Origin of the sequence: Flavobacterium anhuiense (assembly GCF_050990855.1) — a bacterium.
GTDB lineage: Bacteria > Bacteroidota > Bacteroidia > Flavobacteriales > Flavobacteriaceae > Flavobacterium > Flavobacterium anhuiense_C.
The window spans coordinates 2598620-2619204 of the sequence record NZ_CP158861.1; the positions used below are offsets into that span (position 1 = coordinate 2598620).

A 20585-nucleotide genomic window follows, 5' to 3' on the forward strand; every position below is an offset into this window, starting at 1 on the left:
AGCGCTATGGATGCAACTTTCGCAACTGGAAAGGAACTTCAAAAAATGGATCCTGTTTTTGGTCAATTATCTTTTGACGATCACGAACAAATTGTATTTTGCAATGACAAAGATACAGGTTTAAAAGCAATTATTGGTATTCATAATTCGGTTATGGGACCAGCTTTGGGAGGAACTAGAATGTGGAATTATAACACAGAATGGGAAGCTTTAAATGATGTTTTACGTCTTTCGAGAGGTATGACTTTTAAATCGGCTATTACTGGACTAAATATTGGTGGAGGTAAAGCAGTTATTATTGGTGATGCTAAAACGCAAAAAACGCCTGAATTAATGCGTAAGTTTGGTGAATTCGTTCATTCATTAAGTGGAAGATATATCACTGCAGAAGATGTCGGAATGGAAACGAAAGACATGGATACTGTTAGAGATGTAACACCTTATGTTACGGGTATTTCTGAAGAAAGAGGTGGATCTGGAAATCCTTCTCCTGTAACAGCTTACGGGGTTTATTTAGGGATGAAAGCAGCTGCTAAAAGTCAGTTTGGTACTGATGTTTTAGATGGTAAAAAAGTTTTGGTACAAGGAATTGGACACGTTGGTGAAACTCTAGTTGATTATTTGACTAAAGAAGGGGCGCAGGTAACTATTTCTGATATTAACGAGGAAAAATTATACCAAGTTGCTTCAAAATACAACGCATCAATTTATACTGGTGAAGATTTATATACTGCAGATGTTGATATTTATGCACCGTGTGCAATGGGAGCAACAATCAACGATAATACTGTAGATAAAATTAAAGCTAAAGTGATTGCTGGTGCTGCAAATAATCAATTAGCTGATGAAAATGTTCACGGAGCAAGATTGCAAGAAAGAGGAATTTTATATGCTCCAGATTTCTTAATCAATGCTGGTGGAATTATCAATGTTTATGCTGAATTAGCAAACTACGGTAAAGCTGAAATCATGAGTAAAACAGAGAATATCTACAATACAACTTTAGAAATTATCGATTTCGCTGCTAAAAACGGAATCACAACGCATAAAGCGGCTCTTACTATTGCTCAAAATCGTATTGACCAAAGAAGAATAGAGAACGCTAAATAAATTTAGTGCTCAGTATTGAGTTTTTATTGTTCAGTCTATGAATTGATATTAAATACGATAATAAAAAAAGTCTCATTTTCAGTTTTTCTGAAATGAGACTTTTTTATTTTAAAACTGAACGCTAAAAACCTGAACACTGAATACTTTTCCTCCAGTTTTCTCAGAATAAACGTTTTTTTAATGTATAAATTTTAAAATTCGCTTCAAAAGTTATACTTTTGCAGACTAATTTTTAAATGTTCTTACACGGTGGTAAATAGAAGACACATACGCGTTAAAGTAATGCAATCCATTTATGCAATGCATCAAAGCGGTTCTGAAAACATGGAAAAAGAGGAAAAATTCCTTTTTTATAGCATTGATAATATTCAGGACTTATATCTTATAATGCTTTCTTCATTGATAGAAATTTGTAAAAAAGAGGCAGTCTTTTTGCATCTATCAAGTAAAAAACACCTTGCTACTGCAGCAGAACGTAACCCGAACGAAAAATTTGTAAAAAACAAAATTTTTCAACTTCTTGCCGAAAGCAACTCGCTTAGCATTGCTTTAGAAAATCGTAAAATTAATAACTGGTCTTTAAATGACGATTATATTATTTTGCTTTTAAATGATGTTAAAGCAAGCGATATCTACAAAAAATACATGAGTAATAACGTAAACACGTTTGAAGAAGACAGACAATTTATTATTGATTTGTTCGAAAATGTTATTGTTCCAAATGAAAAATTATACGAGTATTTAGAAGACGATAAATTAACTTGGGTTGATGATATTCCTGTGGTAAACACTCATATTGTAAAACAATTGAAAGCAATTAAAACGGAAGATCCGGACGATTTTAGAGTGCCTAAATTGTATAAAGATGTCGAAGATAAAGATTTTGCTAAAGATTTATTTAGAAGAACAATTCTAAACGAAACTGTTTTTGCAAAAGAATACGAAGATAAAACACCAAATTGGGATAGTGATCGTATTGCTGAAATAGATACGATTATCTTGAAAATGGCTATTTGCGAGTTTATTAAATTCCCTTCAATTCCAGTAAAAGTAACTCTTAACGAATATTTAGAAATTGCAAAAGAGTATTCTACTCCAAAAAGTAGTATTTTTATCAACGGAATTTTAGATAACCTTGTTAAAGAGCTTACTGCCAACAAAAAGATGGTAAAAGTAGGAAGAGGGTTAATGTAATTTGAAATAAATTCCAATTTAAGAATAGACAAATTCCAAAAAAAATTAATTATAAATCAAAAACAAATTTAAATTATGGAACAATTAACTCAATTTGCGCCATTCCTTTTAATGTTTGTGGTTCTTTATTTTTTCATGATCAGACCACAGCAAAAAAGAGCAAAAAATGAAAAAGAATTCGAAAACAGCCTAAAAGTAGGTGACAAAATAGTTACAAAAAGTGGTTTCCACGGTAAAGTTTCTGAAATAAGTGAAAATTCAACTTCAATAATTATAGAAACCATGGCTGGAAAATTAAAAATCGAGCGTTCTGCTATTTCTTTAGAAATGAGTGCTGCTTTGAATAAAAAGGCTTAATTTTTAAATTTTCAATAAAGTTTAAAATTCCAAATTCCATCCCGAAGTCTCGGGAGGAGTTTGGGATTTTTTTTATGAATGAATTTTACACATACAGTTTTGTCATTCCTGACAAACTGTAGCTGAATAGGTTGACCGAATCTTGTCATTTCGAGGAACGAGAAATCTTCGCAAGTAGTTCATATTCTATATTGCCAATCTTTGTAGAGTTTCTTGCGGAGATTTCTCGTTCCTCGAAATGACAAACTGGTGTGTTGATATTGTTAAGTTAATAACGAAAAAACCTTTGTCAAAGTTTTAAACTTTGACAAAGGTCTCTATAGTTTGGTTCTTCGACTTTGCTCAGAATGACAAAGTTGTTGGAATTTGGAATTTTTTAATTTGCAATTTCAAAAAACATCACCTGTATTTATCATTCAATCCAATATTCGCCAAAATCATTGGGAGTACTTTTTCAATTCTTGATAGTTTCGTTTTTTCCTGTTTAGCCGATTCTATATATTCTAAAAACTCATATTGTTTGTAGGGAGAAAACTTCGCGAAAGCATCTTTTAAAGCAGGATTTTGAGCCATTTCCTTTTCTAAAAGTTCAGAAACAATTGCTTCTTTTTTAGAAGGTTTTATGACTTTTCCTTGTTTTTCGTTTTCAATCGCTTCTTTAATGTATTCTAAAATAACCGTTTCGTCTATTTCTTCTTTAGATGAAAATCGCCATTGACGCAGCGATTTTGTGACATCTTCCTGAGCATTTATAAGTTTCTTTTTTTCGTCTTTTAAGAAAACGCCATTGAAAAACCATAAAGCAAAATAATCTTTAAATCCTCCAATTCCGACCACATTTTTCTTTTCATAAACAAAAACCGGACCTCCCCATTTTGTAGTTTCGGTGAGTTCGGTTTTGTCAATTATGGCTCTAAGAAGAATCAATTCTTCTTCCCATTGTGCGCCATATTTCCACATGCCTTTATTTTCGGATTTTGTTGCCAATTATTTTCTTTTTTTAGATTTTTCTGGTGCTTCAAAAATTCCTGGAATTGCTGTCAATTCAGCAATTTTAACAATAACATCAGTCGCTTTTTGAATGCTTTCTGCTGGAACATATTCGTATTTTCCATGGAAATTATGTCCGCCCGCAAAAATGTTCGGACAAGGCAAGCCCATAAACGATAACTGAGAACCGTCAGTTCCGCCACGAATTGGTTTAATGATTGGTTTGATGTTCAATTCTCTCATCGCTTTTTCGGCAATGTCTACAATATATTTTACAGGAAGAACCTTTTCTTTCATATTGTAATATTGATCTTTAACTTCGGCAACAACAATATCTTCACCGAATTTCTTCGCAAATTTTTTATTGAATTGTTTCGCCAATTTATGAATCAATTCTTTTCTTTTTTCGAATTTCTTTCTGTTGTGATCACGGATAATCAATTCTAAAACTGTTTCTTCGATATTTCCTTTTATATGATGCACGTGAAAGAAACCTTCATAACCTCTCGTTTCTTGCGGAGTTTCTCCTTTTGGAAGTTCGTTGATAAAATCATTTGCCAGAAGCATAGAGTTGATCATTTTTCCTTTTGCATAACCAGGATGAACGCTTTTTCCTTTGAAAGTAATTTTAGCTCCAGCGGCATTAAAATTTTCATATTCTAATTCACCAATCTGACTTCCGTCCATCGTATAAGCCCATTGAGCACCGAACTTTTCAACATCAAAATGATGTGCTCCACGACCGATTTCTTCATCAGGTGTAAAACCAATTCTGATTTTTCCGTGTTTAATTTCTGGGTGCTGAATTAGATATTCCATTGCTGAAACAATCTCTGTAATTCCAGCTTTATCATCAGCTCCTAAAAGAGTCGTTCCATCAGTTGTAATGATGGTTTGACCCTTATATAATAATAAATCTTTAAAGTAATTTGGAGACAAAATAATGTTTTTCTCAGCATTCAAAACAATATCTTTTCCGTCGTAATTTTCTACAATTTGAGGTTTTACATTCGCTCCGCTAAAATCTGGAGAAGTATCAAAATGAGAAACAAAACCAATTGTTGGCACTTCGTGATCAACATTGCTAGGAAGCGTTGCCATGATATAAGCTTTGTCATCAATCGTTACATCTTCTAGGCCAATTGCTTTTAGTTCGTCAACCAATTTATTGGCAAGATTCCATTGTTTTTGCGTACTCGGTGTTGTTTGTGAATTTGGATCCGATTCTGTATCAATTGTTACGTAACTGATAAAGCGGTCTATGATATGTTGCATTTTTTTGAATTTTTAGCAAATATAGAAAATTTTTTCTCCGCGGAAATTTGACTTTCTATATCTGAATGAATGAAAAAAGGGATTCAAAATTGAATCCCTTTTAGGTATTTGAAATTTGTTATTTGCTTTTTACACATCTAAAGCCAACATGGTTTGCAGCAGATCTGATTTCTCCTTTTCCTCTTGTTCCAACCATGTATCGAGTACAATATTGGTCGGTACATAGGAATGAACCGCCGCGGTGTACGCGTTTTATTTCAGATGGATCGTTTGGGTCATAATAAGCATCTGGACCTTGCGGGTTTTTTGTTACTTTTCCGCTTTCTGCTAGTGATTTGTAGTAGTCAACACTGTACCAGTCATTTACCCATTCCCATACATTTCCAGCCATATCGTATAAGCCATAACTATTTGGAGCGTATTGTTTTGTTGGGGCAATTCCTTTAAATCCGTCTTCTCCAGTATCGCCATCTTTAATTGGGAAATGGCCTTGATAAATATTGGCTTGAAATTTTCCTTTCGGTTTTAAGTCATTCCCCCAAGCATAAAGATTTCCAGTTTTTCCGCCTCTTGCAGCAAATTCCCATTCTGCTTCAGTCGGAAGTCTTTTTCCAGCCCATTTGGCATAAGCGGCAGCATCTTCGTAGACAACATGAACCACTGGGTATTTTTCTTTTCCAATAATAGTGCTTTGCGGACCTTCAGGGTGTCTCCAATCGGCTCCTGGCTCGTAACGCCACCATTGCAAGAAATTATTCAAATTAACCGCTGATGGCGTAGGAGTGAAGACCACAGAACCTGTAATTAAGTCTTCTTCGTTTGCAGTTGGAAATTCTTCTTTTGTTGGTTTTTGTTCGGCAACAGTTACATAACCTGTTGCTTTTACAAATTTTTCAAATTCTTCGTTTGTCACTTCGGTTTCATCCATATAATAGCCATCAACGTAAACTCTATGAATTGGGGCTGCGTCTTTGGTAACCCCTTTGATGCTGCATAAACTTTCATCTTCAACATTTGTTCCCATAGAGAATTCGCCTCCAGGAATCCAAACCATGCCTTTTGGTGCTTTTGCTGCTGGTTTGAATTTGTTTTCGACAGTTGGTTTAAATTCAGATTCTAGATTACTAGGTGTTTCATGACATTCAGCCACTGCTTTTTCTGCTTTTTGCTCGTGATTTGTAAATCTAGTATAACTGTAAGCAATTGAAATAATGGATAATGTGAGTAACGCAAAAATCCAAAAGGTTTTGTTTTTCATGGTTATTTGTTTTTGAGCTTATAGGGTTGTTAATTGCGGGTATAAAATTAGATAAAATAATTGTAACTATATTAATTTTATAGAATTAAAGAAGTTTATTTATCATCTTCAACCATAACGACTTCGTATTTGTCTTTACCATCGATTTGTACAGGCTGGTAATACGTTTCGCCAAACTTGATGTATTTGACATTGCCCATTGTCACTTCTTCGCCGCCCTCTGGTAAACTATCTACGATTGTTCCTGCTGTCGGAGCTACAACTTTATAAGAACTTCCATCTTTTTCATAATAGGTTCCACCGTAATAATAGTTGTTGACGGTTCCTGTATTAACGGTTTGCGCGCCACTCGGAATATTATTTACGGTACCGCCTACAGGTGCTGGTACAACAGTATAACCTCCGCTTGACGGTGCATACCAAACTCCTTGATCGTAATGATATTGCGTGCTTTCTACGCTCACCACAATCGCTGTGACGGCCAAAGTTGCTACGAAGAATCCCCAAGGATGCCAAACTGGCCCCCAATAAAAAGGTCTGTATGGATGATAATAATAGGGATGATAACCGTAATATCTGCGACCGCCATATACATAAGGAGGACGGACATAGGCTACATTACCTCTTCTTACTACAGTATTTCTATTATTTTGAACATGAATACTGTTGTTTACATTAATATTGACATTATTTCGATTTCTATTTACTGTATTACCGCTAATATTTGTATTTCTGTTGCCAGAGTTTCTATTTACGGTATTATTTCTATTTACAGTATTATTTCGATTTGTTGTATTGGCTCTATTAGTTGCATTGTTCGCAGGTCTAGTTACTCTGGTTCCAGAGTTGTTTGCTCCTGGTCGCGTTGTTACAGCAGGTCTAGTAGTATTGGCTGGTCTACTTACATTTGGTCTTGACTGAGTTGCTGGTCTTGCTTGCCTAGTATGTGTTGCTCCGCCGCCGCCACGTACTGCTCCACCACCGCGAACTCCTCCTCCGTGACGCTGTGCAAAACTATCAATTGAAATAAGGAAAAATGTCCCACTGAGGCATGTAATTGCTATTTTTTTTACTGTGCTTGATATATTTTTCATCTTCAGTATTTTAGGTCAATTAAAGTTATGAAAAAAAATGTACGATTAGTGTTAAGGAACTAAAAGTTTGAATTATAATGAAATATCCCATTGTATTCTAAATCGCCATCCTTGTTGTAATGGCAGTGTTTTGTCTTGAAAACTAAAATAGCTTACCTCTGAAGTCAGTTTGTTCTTATGGCCTTTAAAAAACCAGTTAAAAGCTATTGTGGATTCTTCTTGTCTATTTTCTCTTATAGAGTTATCTGGTCTGTAAGCTGCATGACGGCCTGCCATTTCTAACTTTTTTGGCCACCATTCAAAAACATTATGAAAGAAATACCCGGCCTGAACGTAGTAACCTTTCATGATGGTAGTGTCGTCATTATTTATTTTATCAATAATTTGTTTATTGTGTAGTTCACTTTGCCATGAAAAACCACGATACATAAAAGCGGTTTCAAAATTCCATTGGTTGACTCTATATTGTCCAGGAAGTCCATCTTCAAATCCGTCTAGCGAGCCACCTCCAGCCTGTGAAAAACGTGTGTAAGGGCTTCGGTTGGTTATGGCTGAAAAGGCAATAATTGGTGTGAGTTTTTCATGAAATTCTAAATCACAACCTTCAAATTCAAGAGATCTACCTAAGAAATTCCATTGTGCTCTTCCAAAATACATTAAATGATTATCGTCGTTGGAAGTGCTTCCGCGTCCAGTTCCGGTTAAGGCTGCTGCCCAATAATTGAAATCGGCAATTCCAGCACCCTTTAAATGGCCGTAAACTTCAACTCCTAATTGTCTATCAACAGTAAAAGGACGGTTAATTAAGGATCGATCCACCATTTGCTGTTCACCACTGCTGATAAATCGTTCGCGAGTAAATTCGGTTTTCCATTGTCCTACTTTAAAGCTTAGCCAATCCCATTTTTCAATCATAATTCTAAAATCGAGCAAATTGGACTGACTTAATTCATATTCCCAATAATATTTAAGCCAAGGTTCAAAAGCATGACCTCCAATTTTAAGCCTTGCACGGTTTATTTTGAAAGTGGTTTGTGCATCTCTACTATAATCATCGTAAGTTAAAGGATCTGTATCATTTGGTGTAGAAAAACGAAATTGCAAACGGCTTGCCAATTGAAAAAGAAATTTTTTGTCTCGAGTTTCTAATTCAACTCCTTTATTTCCATAATGAACATTCATTAATTTGGTAGTGTCTTTTTCTTGTTGCGAAAGTCCTTTAAAACCAATTAATAAGAGAAAAATGAAAAAAAGGTTTTTAATCATACGATTTGATTTATTTGAGATATACATAAGTCAGTAGGTTTGTATAAATTATTTTCCTCCAAAGTTTTTTGCAATTCCTAAACCAATTCCCCAACTGTCGTAAGCATTCCATTTAAAGTCGTAACTCGCCGTCCCGAAAATTTCCCAACCTTTTGGAAGTTCATATCCGTATTCTACGCCAGCGCGAGTCAGGAAAAAATCTTCTTCTTTGGCAAATTCGCCCCCAAAACCTAAAAGAAAACTCCAATGTTCATTTGGTTTGTAAATTCCCATTAGAGCAGGAGCAATAGGATAGCTTCGTTCTACTGTTTCTTGATCGTCTCCGCTAGCATATACCTTTTCAACTTTAAATTTTTCGACAATAAAATCGGTATGAAGACCGATAGCCCATTTTTCATGAAATTGATACGTATAATCAATTCCCCACGCAGGAAGGGTTAAAGTTTCGCGATTTCCTTCGTCGTCACGGCCTTCAAAAACATGAACATGGTTGATTGAGATTCCAATTTGATGATGCGGACTGAATTTTTTCTCTTCGCTTTCCTGAGCTGAAATTTTAGCAGGGAGAAAGCCAAATAAGCAAAAACAGAAAAGAAAATAAGGCTTTAAATGTGTGCGTATATAGAACATTTGACTTCTCTATTAATGAAACATTTATTTGAAAAGTAACAAAGAGGCATTTCGATTATGTAAATAAAATCGAAATTACCTCTTTGTTATATTTTTTAATCTCTTCCTAAAGCTCTTTTTGCTTCGTTGTTTAAGTCAGAATATTCAATTTTTCCAACATTTACGCCAACTCCCAAGATTTCACCACCTTTAAATGTACCTGGAGTTTTGTATTCTTTACTAACAGCATCACCACTATCAAAACCAACACAAAGCCCGTCGCCAGAAAGTGTAAATTTACCAGTTTGCGTTCTCATTGGTCCAGAAGCCACTTCTTTTCCATCGATGTACAATTTCATCGTTCCGATAGATTCTCCGTTTGGACCTTGTTTTTCACGATTGAATTCCATTCCAAAAACGTGTTTTCCTGGAGTTATAGCCACATTTGAAGTAAATTTCTGTTCTGGTTGAATTCCTAAGAAATTGTAAACATAGTTTAGTTTTTTGTCTTTAAGGAATAAAGTATGACCTCCAAAACGAGAACCGTGAGCAAATAAAACTCCTGAAGCATTTGCATCTTTTACATCAACGTCTGCTACGATTTTATACGAACGTCCGCGAACATTTACTGCAACTCCTTCCGGTACAGGAGAAGTTCCTGGATAATACACATATTGATCACGAGGCTCTTCTGAAGATGGTCTTTCTGTCCCTAAGATTTCAATTGCAGAACGGTCGTCTAATGGAAGCACTAAGTTTTTGGCAGCTTCACTATTCCAATCGGCGATTAATTCTTTTAACTTGTCTGGATATTTTTTAGCTAAATTATTTGACTCAGAACGGTCAACATCTGTGTTGTACAATTCCCAAACATCTTTGTCAAAGTTTCCTTTTCCAGACAATGGTGCATGTAATGCTACCGCTTTCCAGCCATCTTTCCATAATGCGCGGCTTCCCAACATAGCAAAATATTGAATGTGTTTTTGAGTTTTGGTGTTTGGAGCAGCATCAAAAGTATAACGCATAGAAACTCCAGATAAAGGATATTGTGGTGTACCGCGATATTCTTTTGGCATTTCTAATCCGCAGATATCTAAAATAGTTGGTACAATATCTGTTGAATGGTGAAATTGATCTCTCACAACTCCTTTTGCTTTAATTCCTTTTGGCCAAGAAATTACTAACGGATCACAAGTTCCCCCAGCATATTGGCTATATCTTTTGAACATTTTAAAAGGAGTTGAAAATGCTGCTGCCCATCCAGTTGGATAATGCTCATAAGTATCAGGGCTTCCTAATTTGTCTAAATATTTCAGGTTTTCTTTCAATTCATCTGGATATCCGTTAAAGAATTTATTTTCGTTAACAGAACCCGATTCTGATCCTTCTCCAGAAGCGCCATTATCGGCAGCATAAATTACAACAGTGTTCTCTAATTGACCAGATTTTTCTAAATAATCAATAATTCTTCCCACTTGAGCATCAGTGTATTCTGAGAATCCAGCATAAACTTCTGCTAATCTTGAAAATAATTTTTTCTCTTCTGGTTTCAGTTTATTCCAATCTAATACATTATCAGCAGGGTTTGCAACTCCTGGAGGCATTGGATTGAAATTGTCTAATTTAGTTCCTGCGGGAATAACACCTTTAGCAATCATACGAGGTAGAACCCATTTGCGGTAAGCATCGTAGCCTTCGTCAAATTTCCCTTTATATTTTGCAATGTATTCTTCTGGAGCATGATGCGGCGCATGATTTGCACCAGGACAATACCACATGTACCAAGGTTTTGATGGATTTGTTGCTTGTTGGTCTTTAATGTATTCTAAAGCGTGATCGGCTAAATCTTTGGATAAATGATAACCTTCTTCTGGAGTTGCAGGAGGTTCAATAAAATGATTATCCTCAACTAGATCAGGATACCATTGGTTGGTTTCTCCTCCAAGAAAACCGTAAAAACGATCAAATCCCATTTGTAGTGGCCACGTACTGCGAGGTCCGCCAGATGCGATATCCTGTTCTGGAACATTGTGGTTTTTTCCAATCCAAAAAGTACTATAACCATTATCTTGCAGGATTTGTCCGATTGTAGCGGCCTGTTTAGGAACTCTTCCGCTTGCTCCTGGATAACCATCGGCAGTTTCTGTAATGGCTGCCATACCATTTAAGTGATGATTACGACCTGTAAGCAATGTCGAACGCGTTGGAGAACACAAAGCAGTGGTATGCCATTGCGAATAAGTGATTCCATTATCTGCTAATCTTTGCATGGTCGGCATATTGATAGCGCCTCCATAAGGTGACCAAGCGGCTAATCCAGTATCATCATACAAAATGAATAGAACATTAGGAGAACCTTTTGGTGCTTTTTTAGGCAAGTAAGGTGTCCAGTCACTTTTAGAATCTCGAATGTCTAATGCCATTTTACCATGAAAAGTTTCCTTGGTAACCTGTTGAGGGTCTGCCTGAGCAAATATTTTCGTAGTTGTTCCTATTGAAAAACAAAATAGGAGCACGAAAATACTTTTTAGAATGAGTTTTGTGCCGATTTTCATAATATAAGTTGTTGATTGTTTGTAAATCTTTTAAAATAGAGTAGTCTCAAATTTAAGCATTAAATACCCCTTAGGCGTTTTGGAGAGCACCAAACATGTTTCATATTATAACTTGCAACATAAAAAATGGGTTTTTCGGTAGATTTTCTGTTTTTAAAAAGAAAATCTGCTCATTTAAGTTGTATCGTTCAAGAAAGCTTTTGGAGTGGGTTTATTTGCGAATGAAATAATTAAACAAAATAGAAAATATTTGTTTTGGTAAAAAAAGCACCTTTTTAAACTATAATATTTAAATTTGCATCCGAAAAAATAACAACAACACAACTCTTATGTATAAATTGATAATTCGTCCGATACTTTTTTGTTTTGATCCGGAAAAAGTGCACTATTTTACTTTTTCATTTGTAAAATTCATTTCAAAAATACCTGGAGTTACGGCAATTATAAGATCAATTTATGAAGTGAAAGATGCTCGATTAGAAAGAGAAGTTTTCGGAATCAAATTCAAAAATCCAGTTGGACTTGCAGCTGGTTTTGATAAAGATGCAAAACTGTACAAAGAACTTGGCGATTTTGGTTTTGGTTTTATCGAAATCGGAACGGTAACGCCAGTTGGACAAGAAGGAAATCCAAAGAAACGTTTGTTCAGATTGAAAGAAGACTCAGCAATTATTAACCGAATGGGATTTAATAATGGCGGAGTTCTAGATGCAGTAGAACGTTTGAAAAAGAATTCGGGTGTTTTGATTGGTGGAAATATCGGAAAAAATAAAGTGACTGATAACGAAGATGCCGTTAAAGATTACATCATTTGTTTTGATGCCCTTTTTAATCATGTTGATTATTTTGTAGTCAATGTAAGTTCGCCAAACACGCCAAATTTAAGAGCTTTGCAAGATAAAGAACCGTTGACAGCTTTATTGCAGACTTTGCAAAACAGAAATGTTGAAAAACAAAAAACAAGCACTCAAAAAGTAAAACCAATTCTTTTAAAAATAGCTCCAGACTTAACAGATGAGCAATTATTAGATATTATTGATATTGTAAAAACAACTCAAATTGCGGGTGTAATTGCAACAAATACCACGATTTCTAGGGAAGGATTGCAATCGGCGAACCAAACAGAAACAGGAGGATTATCTGGAAAACCATTAACAAAACGTTCGACAGAAGTAATTCGTTTTCTTTCAGAAAAAAGCAATAAAGCATTCCCAATTATTGGAGTTGGAGGAATTCATTCTGCAGATGATGCGATTGAAAAATTAAATGCAGGAGCAAGCTTAGTGCAATTGTATACAGGTTTTATTTATGAAGGTCCAGCATTGATAAAAGCAATCAACAAAAAGGTTTTAGAGCAATTATAAAAGTAGCGCTTGAACTACAAGGCCAGCTAGTATTGCAATACCAAAACTGATCAAAGTTCCTATCATTACATATTCTGTGAGTTTTCGGTCTTTGGCTTCTTTTAAATCTCCAAACCTAAAAATAGATTTAGCGGCAAGCAGAAAGCCAATCGCTTCAAAATGTCCGGTTAATATAAAACCGAAAACAAATAGGCGTTCTAAAATGCCAATATAATTTCCAGCAGCTATCAGAGAATTATCCTGATGGCTGTTTTTGCTTTCTGGAGCCCAGATTGAAATAATTGTTTTTATAAAAATAGAGGTTGGTTTGGTTATCAGTAAGATTCCTGTCAGTAGAATCCAGAATGTATTATTCTGCCAAAAATGGATTATTGTTTTGTTTTCATACAAAAGAACGACACCCATTAAAACCAAAATATGCGCAATTTGATCGACAACAAACCATGTTCGTTTTGTTTTTTGCTTTTGAAAATTGAGCTTGATCAAATCGATGATTCCGTGTGTAACAGCAATTATGATGGCATACGGTATAAAACTAATTTCTCCCGCTAGAATTGCAGCTAAAGCTCCATGAAGCAAAATATGAACATATAAGTAAATGCTTTTATGTTTTTTTACTTCTTTATCGGCTACCCAAGAGTTGGGTTGCCAGATAAAATCTCCTAATAAATGAGCAAGAAATAGTTTTATAAATAAAATCATGGGGCTGTATATTGTTTTATTTGTTTTCTAAAATAGCGATCTAAATTCATAACCAAATCAAACTGAGCACGTTTTTGTCTTCGGCTCACAGCAGCTTGGTTAATGCCTAGTTTTTGTCCTAATTCTTCTTGAGACAAAGTTGGGTTTTCTATAGCAATGGCAACAAATTCTGCTGATTGTACCAGCCAGCTGTCCATAAATGTCAAAGCCAACTGCAACATTAAATTCAGTTTTTCGTCAAAATCAGCATCACCTGTTCGCATCGCCAAAGTGACTTTCTGTTTTTTTAAAGTTTCAAATAGTTCTCCTGAATTAATAAACGCAGAACCGTTGCTTTCAGAAATTCGTTCGCCATTGTGCGTTTTATCTCCAAAACCAATACTCATGCGCGCATCAGACTTTACAGCTCTTAAATGTGCTTTTATTAAAACAGCTATAAGTAAAGCATCTTCGGGATTAATAACTTCAACCTGAAATTCATCTCCACGATAGACTTCCCACTGATTGGGCGTTTTGCCAAATGGAGCTAAGATTTTCTTCAAATCTTCAACCCAATGTTCTGATTTTTGCTGTCTTGAACCAATTATATCACCTGTAATTACACTAGTCATAACTCAAATATAAGTAAAAAAATATACACTTTCTATTACAAATATACGTAATAAAATTATTTATTACGTTTTTCGGTAATAATTATAAATATTACATTTTTTGGTAATAGCTATAATAGCAATTCGTTTGGTGCGTCTCTACGACATGCTATGTATTATAATTTTGCATAATAATTTGTTTTGTTATGCATTACGGATTCTCTTTGTGTAGACGCACAGCAGTGCATCTCTACGATTTACTATATGTATAATTGTCGCAGACAATACCATTAAATGAACTTATATTACTTATATGGTTTTAAAAAAACATAATTTTTATTTCAATAAAAAAGGAACTAACTTAGCCTTTACTAAAGAATACGCTTTGAGTAAAGAAATTAAAATCATCGAATGTCCTCGAGATGCCATGCAAGGCATAAAGGATTTTATTCCGACCAAAAATAAAGTTACTTACATACAAGCTTTGTTGCGAGTAGGTTTTGATACAATCGATTTTGGAAGTTTTGTTTCTCCAAAAGCTATTCCGCAAATGCAAGATACTGCAACCGTTCTAGAACAACTTGATTTGTCTCAAACCACAAGCAAACTGCTTTCTATAATTGCCAATACTCAAGGTGCAATTACGGCTTCAGAATACGAACAAATTCGATATTTAGGTTTTCCATTTTCTATTTCAGAGAACTTTCAGATGCGTAATACGCACAAAACGATTGCAGAATCTTTGGTTATGCTAGAAGAAATTTTAGAAGTGGCCGATAAGAAAAAGAAAGAGGTTGTAACGTATCTTTCAATGGGTTTTGGAAATCCGTACGGAGATCCGTGGAATGTTGAAATTGTAGCAGAATGGACTGAAAAGCTTGCAGAAATGGGCGTAAAAATTTTGTCGCTTTCTGATACTGTGGGAACTTCTACGCCAGAAGTGATTACTTATTTATTTTCAGATTTGATTCCGAAATATCCAGAAATTGAGTTTGGTGCACATCTTCATACCACACCAGAAAGTTGGTTCGAAAAAATCGATGCTGCGGCAAAAGCTGGCTGTACTCGTTTTGACGGAGCCATTCAAGGTTTCGGCGGCTGTCCAATGGCAACTGATAAACTAACTGGAAATATGCCGACAGAAAAATTGGTGTCTTATTTTACGGCTAATAAAAAAATAACAGGACTTAATTCACTTAGTTTTGAAAGTGCCTACAACGAAGCTTCAAAATTGTTTGGAAAGTTTCATTAAAAAATAGTTATATTTCATTACCTTAGATAATGATTGCAATTATAATGCGTTACATTTAGTATTGCTATAACTATTATCATGAGGTCAAATTCGCTAAGTAAGATTTCAAGTATACTATTTTCCATCTTTTTATTGTTCTCCTGTTCAAGCGATTTAAATTTCGATCAGGTAAACGATTTTAAGATAGAGCCTGTTTTTGTAGCCAATCTGGCTTATTTTAATATTCCTGCTAATCGACTTATAGACGATGGCGGAACGAATGTATATCCAGACGTAAGAGATTTTGATGTTTTTAAAGATAGTTTTTTTAATGAACGTCTTAAAAGAGCTGATTTTGATTTTGAAATCGAAAACAATATAAACCGCGCTTTTCTTGTAAATATGCTTTTGCTTAACGAAGAAAATAAAGTGTTGCAAACGATCTCTTTTGCCGTTCCCGCCTATAATGGCACATCAAATGTTATAAAATATCCAACAGAAGTTTTTGAAAATACTCGATTAGATCTTTTAAAACAAACTCAAAGAATTGGTTTTGTGGTTATAATAGCAGCCGGACCTCCATTAAATAATCAGAGTGAAGGAAATTTAAGATTAAGATCAAGTGCAACGGCTTATTTAGTAATTGAATGAGAAAAACGCTAATTTTTTGCTTGTTTTTTCATCTTTCTTGTTTTGCCCAAAACAGGGAGTTGTTATATAATTTTACTTCCATTCCGCAGTCTTCACTGGTAAATCCAGGTGCTGATGTCTCGTATAAATATTATTTCGGATTTCCAGTTTTGTCTGGTGTTTCTGCCAATATTGGATCGAGTAGCTTTTCGGCATACGATCTGTTTTCAGACGATGGAGTCGATTTTAATCAAAAAGTGAGAGATGTTATCAATAAATCGTCCAGTCGGGACAAAGTAGTGACCAATCAGCAATTGGAAATATTTTCTGGCGGATTTAGAATTGGAGGCAGAGAAAGCCGTTCTTATATTTCGTTTGGACTGTATCAAGAATTCGATTTTTTTATGTTTGTTCCAAAAGATTTGGCTTTGCTTGCTCTAAACGGAAATAGAGATTACATCGGAAAGTCGTTTAATTTAGGCGATCTGAATATGAAAGCCGAAGTGCTTTCTGTTTTTCATGTTGGTTTTCATAAAAAACTCAATGATAAATTTGTTTTTGGAGGACGCGCTAAAATTTATTCGAGCGGTGCAAATGCAACTTCTACAAAAAATTCTGGATATATATTTACAGGTGAGCAGGCTGGAACTCCAAACCTGTACAATCAGATTATTTCTTCTAATTTAGAATTAAAAACCTCTGGATTTGCTCGATTTACCAAAGACGAGTATGAAGGAAATGTAATTAGTGATATTGCCCATAATACTTTTTTTAACGGAAGTTTAGGCTTTGGTGTCGATGCGGGAATTACCTATTACATAAAAGACAATTTACAGTTTACAGCAAGCGTTATTGATTTGGGTTTTGTGAGACAGACCAAAGATATCGAAACGCTTACTTATAAAGGAACCTATCAATACAATGGTGAAAATCCCGATTTTTTAGGTACAGATGATCCTGAAAATGTCTTCGACGAATTTGATAAAGCGATACCTAGAGATACCCTTTACAACAAATATACGACCTGGCGTCCGACAAAGATTTATTCATCTATTCAATATTCTTTTGGAGAAGCCCGTCCTGATGATGAATGTAATTGCAGAGGTAAAGTCGATAAATATTATAAAAACGCTGCTGGACTTCAAGTCTTCGGAATGTCTGCTCCACGCGAACCTTTAGTAGCGTTGACTGCTTTTTACAGAAGAAATATTTTTAGAAAATTAGACGTTAAAGCAACCTATACTTTCGATACTTTTTCGAATACCAATATTGGTATTGGCCTTGCAGGTACAGTTGGTCCAGTCAATATCTATGCGCTCGTCAATAATGTATTAGAATATAAAGATATTTCGAAAGCCAGTAGTGCAGCCTTCCAACTCGGAATCAATTTTGTGTTTCAAGACAAAGATTAAAATAATTAAATCCCAATTTTTTAAATTCCAAATCCCAAATTGCCCCAGAAAAAGCGAAGCTTTTTTTATCCAACTTGGAATTTGGAATTTAATTATTGGATTTTTAAACAGTAGGTTTTTTCCTTCAAACATAAATTTATGAATAAGTTAGTATTCAAGTTAGCAATTTATTCACTATATTTGCACGCAATTCAACTAGAAATTGCAACATGATAGCACACAACTCCAAGATTATCGGCGAAGGTTTAACTTACGACGATGTATTATTAGTACCTAACTACTCGAATGTGCTTCCTCGCGAAGTGAGCATTAAATCAAAATTCTCAAGAAACATTACATTAAACGTTCCAATTGTATCTGCTGCTATGGATACGGTTACAGAAAGTGCAATGGCAATCGCTATGGCGCAAGAAGGCGGTATTGGTGTTTTACATAAAAATATGACTATCGAACAACAAGCAGGAAAAGTTCGAAAAGTAAAACGTGCAGAAGCAGGTATGATTATCGATCCAGTAACTTTACCAATGACTTCTACTATTGCAGATGCAAAAAATGCAATGAAAGAATTCGGTATCGGTGGTATTCCAATCGTTGACGAAAACAGAATCTTAAAAGGTATTGTTACAAACCGTGATTTACGTTTTGAGAAAAACGGTGCAAGACCAATCGCTGAGGTTATGACAAGCCAAAACTTAGTAACTGTTGCTGAAGGAACTTCTTTAGAGCAAGCAGAAGTAGTTTTGCAAGGTCATAAAATCGAAAAATTACCAGTTGTAAATGCTCAAAATGAATTAGTTGGTTTAATTACTTTTAGAGATATTACCAAACTAACTCAAAAACCAATCGCTAATAAAGATAGTTTTGGTCGTTTAAGAGTTGCTGCTGCAATTGGAGTTACTGGAGATGCTGTTCAAAGAGCGGAAGCTTTGGTTGCTGCTGGTGTAGATGCTATTATTATTGATACAGCTCACGGACATACAGAAGGTGTTGTGAATGTATTGAAAGAAGTAAAATCCAAATTCCCTCAAATAGATGTAATTGTTGGAAACATCGCAACTCCAGAGGCTGCTAAATATTTAGTAGAAAATGGTGCTGACGGAGTAAAAGTTGGAATCGGACCTGGTTCTATCTGTACTACTCGTATCGTTGCAGGTGTTGGTTTTCCTCAATTCTCAGCTGTTTTAGAAGTTGCTGCTGCAATTAAAGGAACAGGAGTTCCAGTTATCGCTGATGGTGGAATTCGTTATACAGGTGATATTCCTAAAGCAATCGCTGCAGGTGCTGACTGTGTAATGTTAGGTTCATTGTTAGCAGGAACTAAAGAATCTCCAGGAGAAACGATTATTTTCGAAGGAAGAAAATTCAAATCGTATCGTGGAATGGGATCTGTTGAAGCAATGCAAACAGGTTCTAAAGATCGTTACTTCCAAGATGTTGAAGACGACGTGAAGAAATTGGTTCCAGAAGGAATCGTTGGGCGTGTTCCTTACAAAGGAGAATTAAACGAAAGTATGCTTCAGTTTATTGGAGGACTTCGTGCAGGTATGGGATACTGTGGTTCAAAAGATATTCCTACTCTACAAGAAACGGGACGTTTTGTTAGAATTACTTCTAGCGGAATCACTGAAAGTCACCCACACAACGTAACTATTACAAAAGAAGCTCCAAATTATTCTAGGTAATTTGTAGGTTTTAAAATAAAGCAAAAGGCGTAAGATTTATTTCTTACGCCTTTTTTTATTTGATTTTACTGATTTTAGCAGTTTGTTTTATACTTGTGGCAGAGTTCAATTTAATACTAAATTCATCTTGTTTCAAGTCAAACATAAGTTTCATATCAACGACGCTTTCGCTAGCAAAGTAATTAGGAATGTCATAAGTCATTTTGCCTGTTCCAGTTCCTGATACAATGATATTGTTCAGGTTTTCAGATGAGATATTTGCGGTATAAACTTGGTTGATATCAAAATATGCATTTTTGTCAACAATGCTGATTAGTTTGTAAATTGTTGTGATCGACATATCGATATTAAGTGCTCCAATCGGAATGGTCAGTGGACTTTCTTGAGAAAATGCTTCGCCAATTTTTATTTTCTTTTCAGGCAGTGTAAGTTGCGAAAAAGAGTTTTTAACGATTTCAAAAATCATGTTTTTAGATGCTTCATCAAGACCTTTTGCAACAATAGAGTCCATTTTTGGCAATGAAGATGTTGATCCTTTTCCGTAGATTAAAGTACCATTCGGAATAATAGTATTTCCTTTATTGTCTAAAGATTTTAGATATTCAATTACAACAGGAAAATTTCCTTCAGCATTGGTTTTTCCTGTTTTAAAAACCGATTCTATATCAACTGTCGAATTGGTTATCGTCGGATTTTTAACGCCAGAAGATTTTAGCGTATTCAGAAATTCTTCAGATCCTTCATAAGTAAGTTCGTATGAAGCCGAATTTGCCATTGTCTGATTGTAAATTGTTTGAGGCGAGAATTGTATTTTAAAATCTAAAGTCTGATTGGATTGACTGTGGATTAAAAAGGTAACGAAAGCAAAAAGAAATAAAAAAAGTTTTTTCATAAGTATTTCAAAAGCGCTGTTTTTAGGCTTGTAAAGCGAAAGTAAGAAATAAAAACTACTTTGTTCAATTAGAATCGTTTTCTTTAAAAATAAGATTATTCTTTCTTAACTCTTCAAGCAGTTTGGGTAGACTACTTGGGCCAATTCCGTGCAACGATAAGATTTCTTCTTTTGTATATCGTGATAAATCTTCCGCAGTTTTGATGTTTAGGCTTTCTAAAGCTCTTCGTGCAGGTGCTGATAATACTGATAAAAGCCCTGATTTTGGTTTTCTTTCTGCTTCACAAATAGGACAAGTAGGGCAGTCACTGGTTTTGGTGTAATGATGCCCTTTTTTACAAGTTCTATTATTTTCTGAAGCCGTCATTTTAATT

General features: G+C 35.0%; 19 protein-coding genes. 8 read left to right on the plus strand and 11 right to left on the minus strand.

The genetic code is table 11. The features are described from left to right. Nucleotides 1–6: 6 nt before the first annotated feature. The 3 genes from ABTV69_RS11560 to yajC all read left to right on the plus strand — a co-directional run bounded on the left by ABTV69_RS11560 (nt 7) and on the right by yajC (nt 2661). A complete protein-coding gene (locus ABTV69_RS11560; protein ID WP_433836486.1) occupies nt 7–1110 on the plus strand; it encodes a Glu/Leu/Phe/Val family dehydrogenase in 1104 nt (367 codons plus the stop codon). Nucleotides 1111–1392: 282 nt separating this feature from the next. Beyond that, complete coding sequence (gene nusB / locus ABTV69_RS11565) at nt 1393–2304, plus strand: transcription antitermination factor NusB (protein WP_433836488.1); 912 nt, start codon at nt 1393–1395, stop codon at nt 2302–2304. Between the two features lie 75 nt (nt 2305–2379). Then, entirely contained in the window at nt 2380–2661 is a 282-nt protein-coding gene (gene yajC, locus ABTV69_RS11570) for a preprotein translocase subunit YajC (RefSeq protein WP_433836490.1), read from the plus strand. A gap of 399 nt (nt 2662–3060) precedes the next feature. On the opposite strand, the gene ABTV69_RS11575 is transcribed toward yajC, so the two are convergent. From ABTV69_RS11575 to ABTV69_RS11605, 7 genes are all read right to left on the minus strand, one after another. After that, nucleotides 3061–3648 (minus strand): YdeI/OmpD-associated family protein, encoded by a 588-nt coding sequence (locus ABTV69_RS11575; protein WP_433836492.1) that lies wholly within the window; start codon nt 3646–3648, stop codon nt 3061–3063. Continuing rightward, nucleotides 3649–4926 carry a peptidase T gene (gene pepT, locus ABTV69_RS11580; RefSeq protein WP_433836494.1) on the minus strand — a complete coding sequence of 426 codons (1278 nt, stop codon included), beginning with the start codon at nt 4924–4926 and terminating at the stop codon, nt 3649–3651. 118 nt (nt 4927–5044) lie between these two features. Beyond that, complete coding sequence (locus ABTV69_RS11585; protein ID WP_433836496.1) at nt 5045–6184, minus strand: formylglycine-generating enzyme family protein; 1140 nt, start codon at nt 6182–6184, stop codon at nt 5045–5047. A gap of 95 nt (nt 6185–6279) precedes the next feature. Continuing rightward, a complete protein-coding gene (locus ABTV69_RS11590) occupies nt 6280–7278 on the minus strand; it encodes a DUF6515 family protein (RefSeq protein WP_433836498.1) in 999 nt (332 codons plus the stop codon). A gap of 72 nt (nt 7279–7350) precedes the next feature. Continuing rightward, nucleotides 7351–8571, minus strand: a complete 1221-nt coding sequence (locus ABTV69_RS11595) for an OprO/OprP family phosphate-selective porin (RefSeq protein WP_433836500.1) — start codon at nt 8569–8571, stop codon at nt 7351–7353. A 21-nt stretch (nt 8572–8592) separates the two neighbouring features. Beyond that, a complete protein-coding gene (locus tag ABTV69_RS11600; RefSeq protein ID WP_433836502.1) occupies nt 8593–9174 on the minus strand; it encodes a hypothetical protein in 582 nt (193 codons plus the stop codon). Nucleotides 9175–9269: 95 nt separating this feature from the next. Continuing rightward, complete coding sequence (locus ABTV69_RS11605; protein WP_433836504.1) at nt 9270–11708, minus strand: arylsulfatase; 2439 nt, start codon at nt 11706–11708, stop codon at nt 9270–9272. A gap of 329 nt (nt 11709–12037) precedes the next feature. On the opposite strand from ABTV69_RS11605, the gene ABTV69_RS11610 reads away from it, so the two are divergent. Next, nucleotides 12038–13072, plus strand: a complete 1035-nt coding sequence (locus ABTV69_RS11610; RefSeq protein ID WP_433836506.1) for a quinone-dependent dihydroorotate dehydrogenase — start codon at nt 12038–12040, stop codon at nt 13070–13072. Here the strand turns inward: ABTV69_RS11610 and ABTV69_RS11615 are convergent. Together ABTV69_RS11615 and ABTV69_RS11620 are read right to left on the minus strand one after the other, a co-directional pair. After that, nucleotides 13067–13774: a DUF3307 domain-containing protein gene (locus tag ABTV69_RS11615; protein ID WP_433836508.1), complete on the minus strand. Its 708-nt coding sequence runs from the start codon at nt 13772–13774 to the stop codon at nt 13067–13069. The two genes, ABTV69_RS11610 and ABTV69_RS11615, sit on opposite strands and share 6 nt — an antisense overlap. Beyond that, the gene (locus tag ABTV69_RS11620; RefSeq protein WP_433836510.1) at nt 13771–14385 is read right to left on the minus strand and encodes a hypothetical protein; all 615 of its coding nucleotides are present in this window, start codon (nt 14383–14385) and stop codon (nt 13771–13773) included. The genes ABTV69_RS11615 and ABTV69_RS11620 overlap by 4 nt, the downstream gene beginning before the upstream one ends. Before the next feature lie 364 nt (nt 14386–14749). On the opposite strand from ABTV69_RS11620, the gene ABTV69_RS11625 reads away from it, so the two are divergent. The 4 genes from ABTV69_RS11625 (at nt 14750) to guaB (ending at nt 19319) form a co-directional block, all read left to right on the plus strand. Next, the gene (locus ABTV69_RS11625) at nt 14750–15616 is read left to right on the plus strand and encodes a hydroxymethylglutaryl-CoA lyase (RefSeq protein WP_433836697.1); all 867 of its coding nucleotides are present in this window, start codon (nt 14750–14752) and stop codon (nt 15614–15616) included. 78 nt (nt 15617–15694) lie between these two features. Further along, nucleotides 15695–16246: a hypothetical protein gene (locus ABTV69_RS11630; RefSeq protein ID WP_433836512.1), complete on the plus strand. Its 552-nt coding sequence runs from the start codon at nt 15695–15697 to the stop codon at nt 16244–16246. 59 nt (nt 16247–16305) lie between these two features. Further along, nucleotides 16306–17637 (plus strand): DUF5723 family protein, encoded by a 1332-nt coding sequence (locus ABTV69_RS11635; protein WP_433836514.1) that lies wholly within the window; start codon nt 16306–16308, stop codon nt 17635–17637. Nucleotides 17638–17846: 209 nt separating this feature from the next. Continuing rightward, on the plus strand, nt 17847–19319 hold the full coding sequence (guaB, locus tag ABTV69_RS11640) for an IMP dehydrogenase (RefSeq protein ID WP_433836516.1): 1473 nt from the start codon (nt 17847–17849) through the stop codon (nt 19317–19319). A gap of 55 nt (nt 19320–19374) precedes the next feature. Here guaB and ABTV69_RS11645 read toward each other — a convergent pair whose 3' ends face one another. Together ABTV69_RS11645 and ABTV69_RS11650 are read right to left on the minus strand one after the other, a co-directional pair. Then, nucleotides 19375–20211: a hypothetical protein gene (locus ABTV69_RS11645; protein WP_433836518.1), complete on the minus strand. Its 837-nt coding sequence runs from the start codon at nt 20209–20211 to the stop codon at nt 19375–19377. A 64-nt stretch (nt 20212–20275) separates the two neighbouring features. Further along, on the minus strand, nt 20276–20578 hold the full coding sequence (locus ABTV69_RS11650) for a hypothetical protein (protein WP_433836520.1): 303 nt from the start codon (nt 20576–20578) through the stop codon (nt 20276–20278). Between the last annotated feature and the right edge of the window lie 7 nt (nt 20579–20585).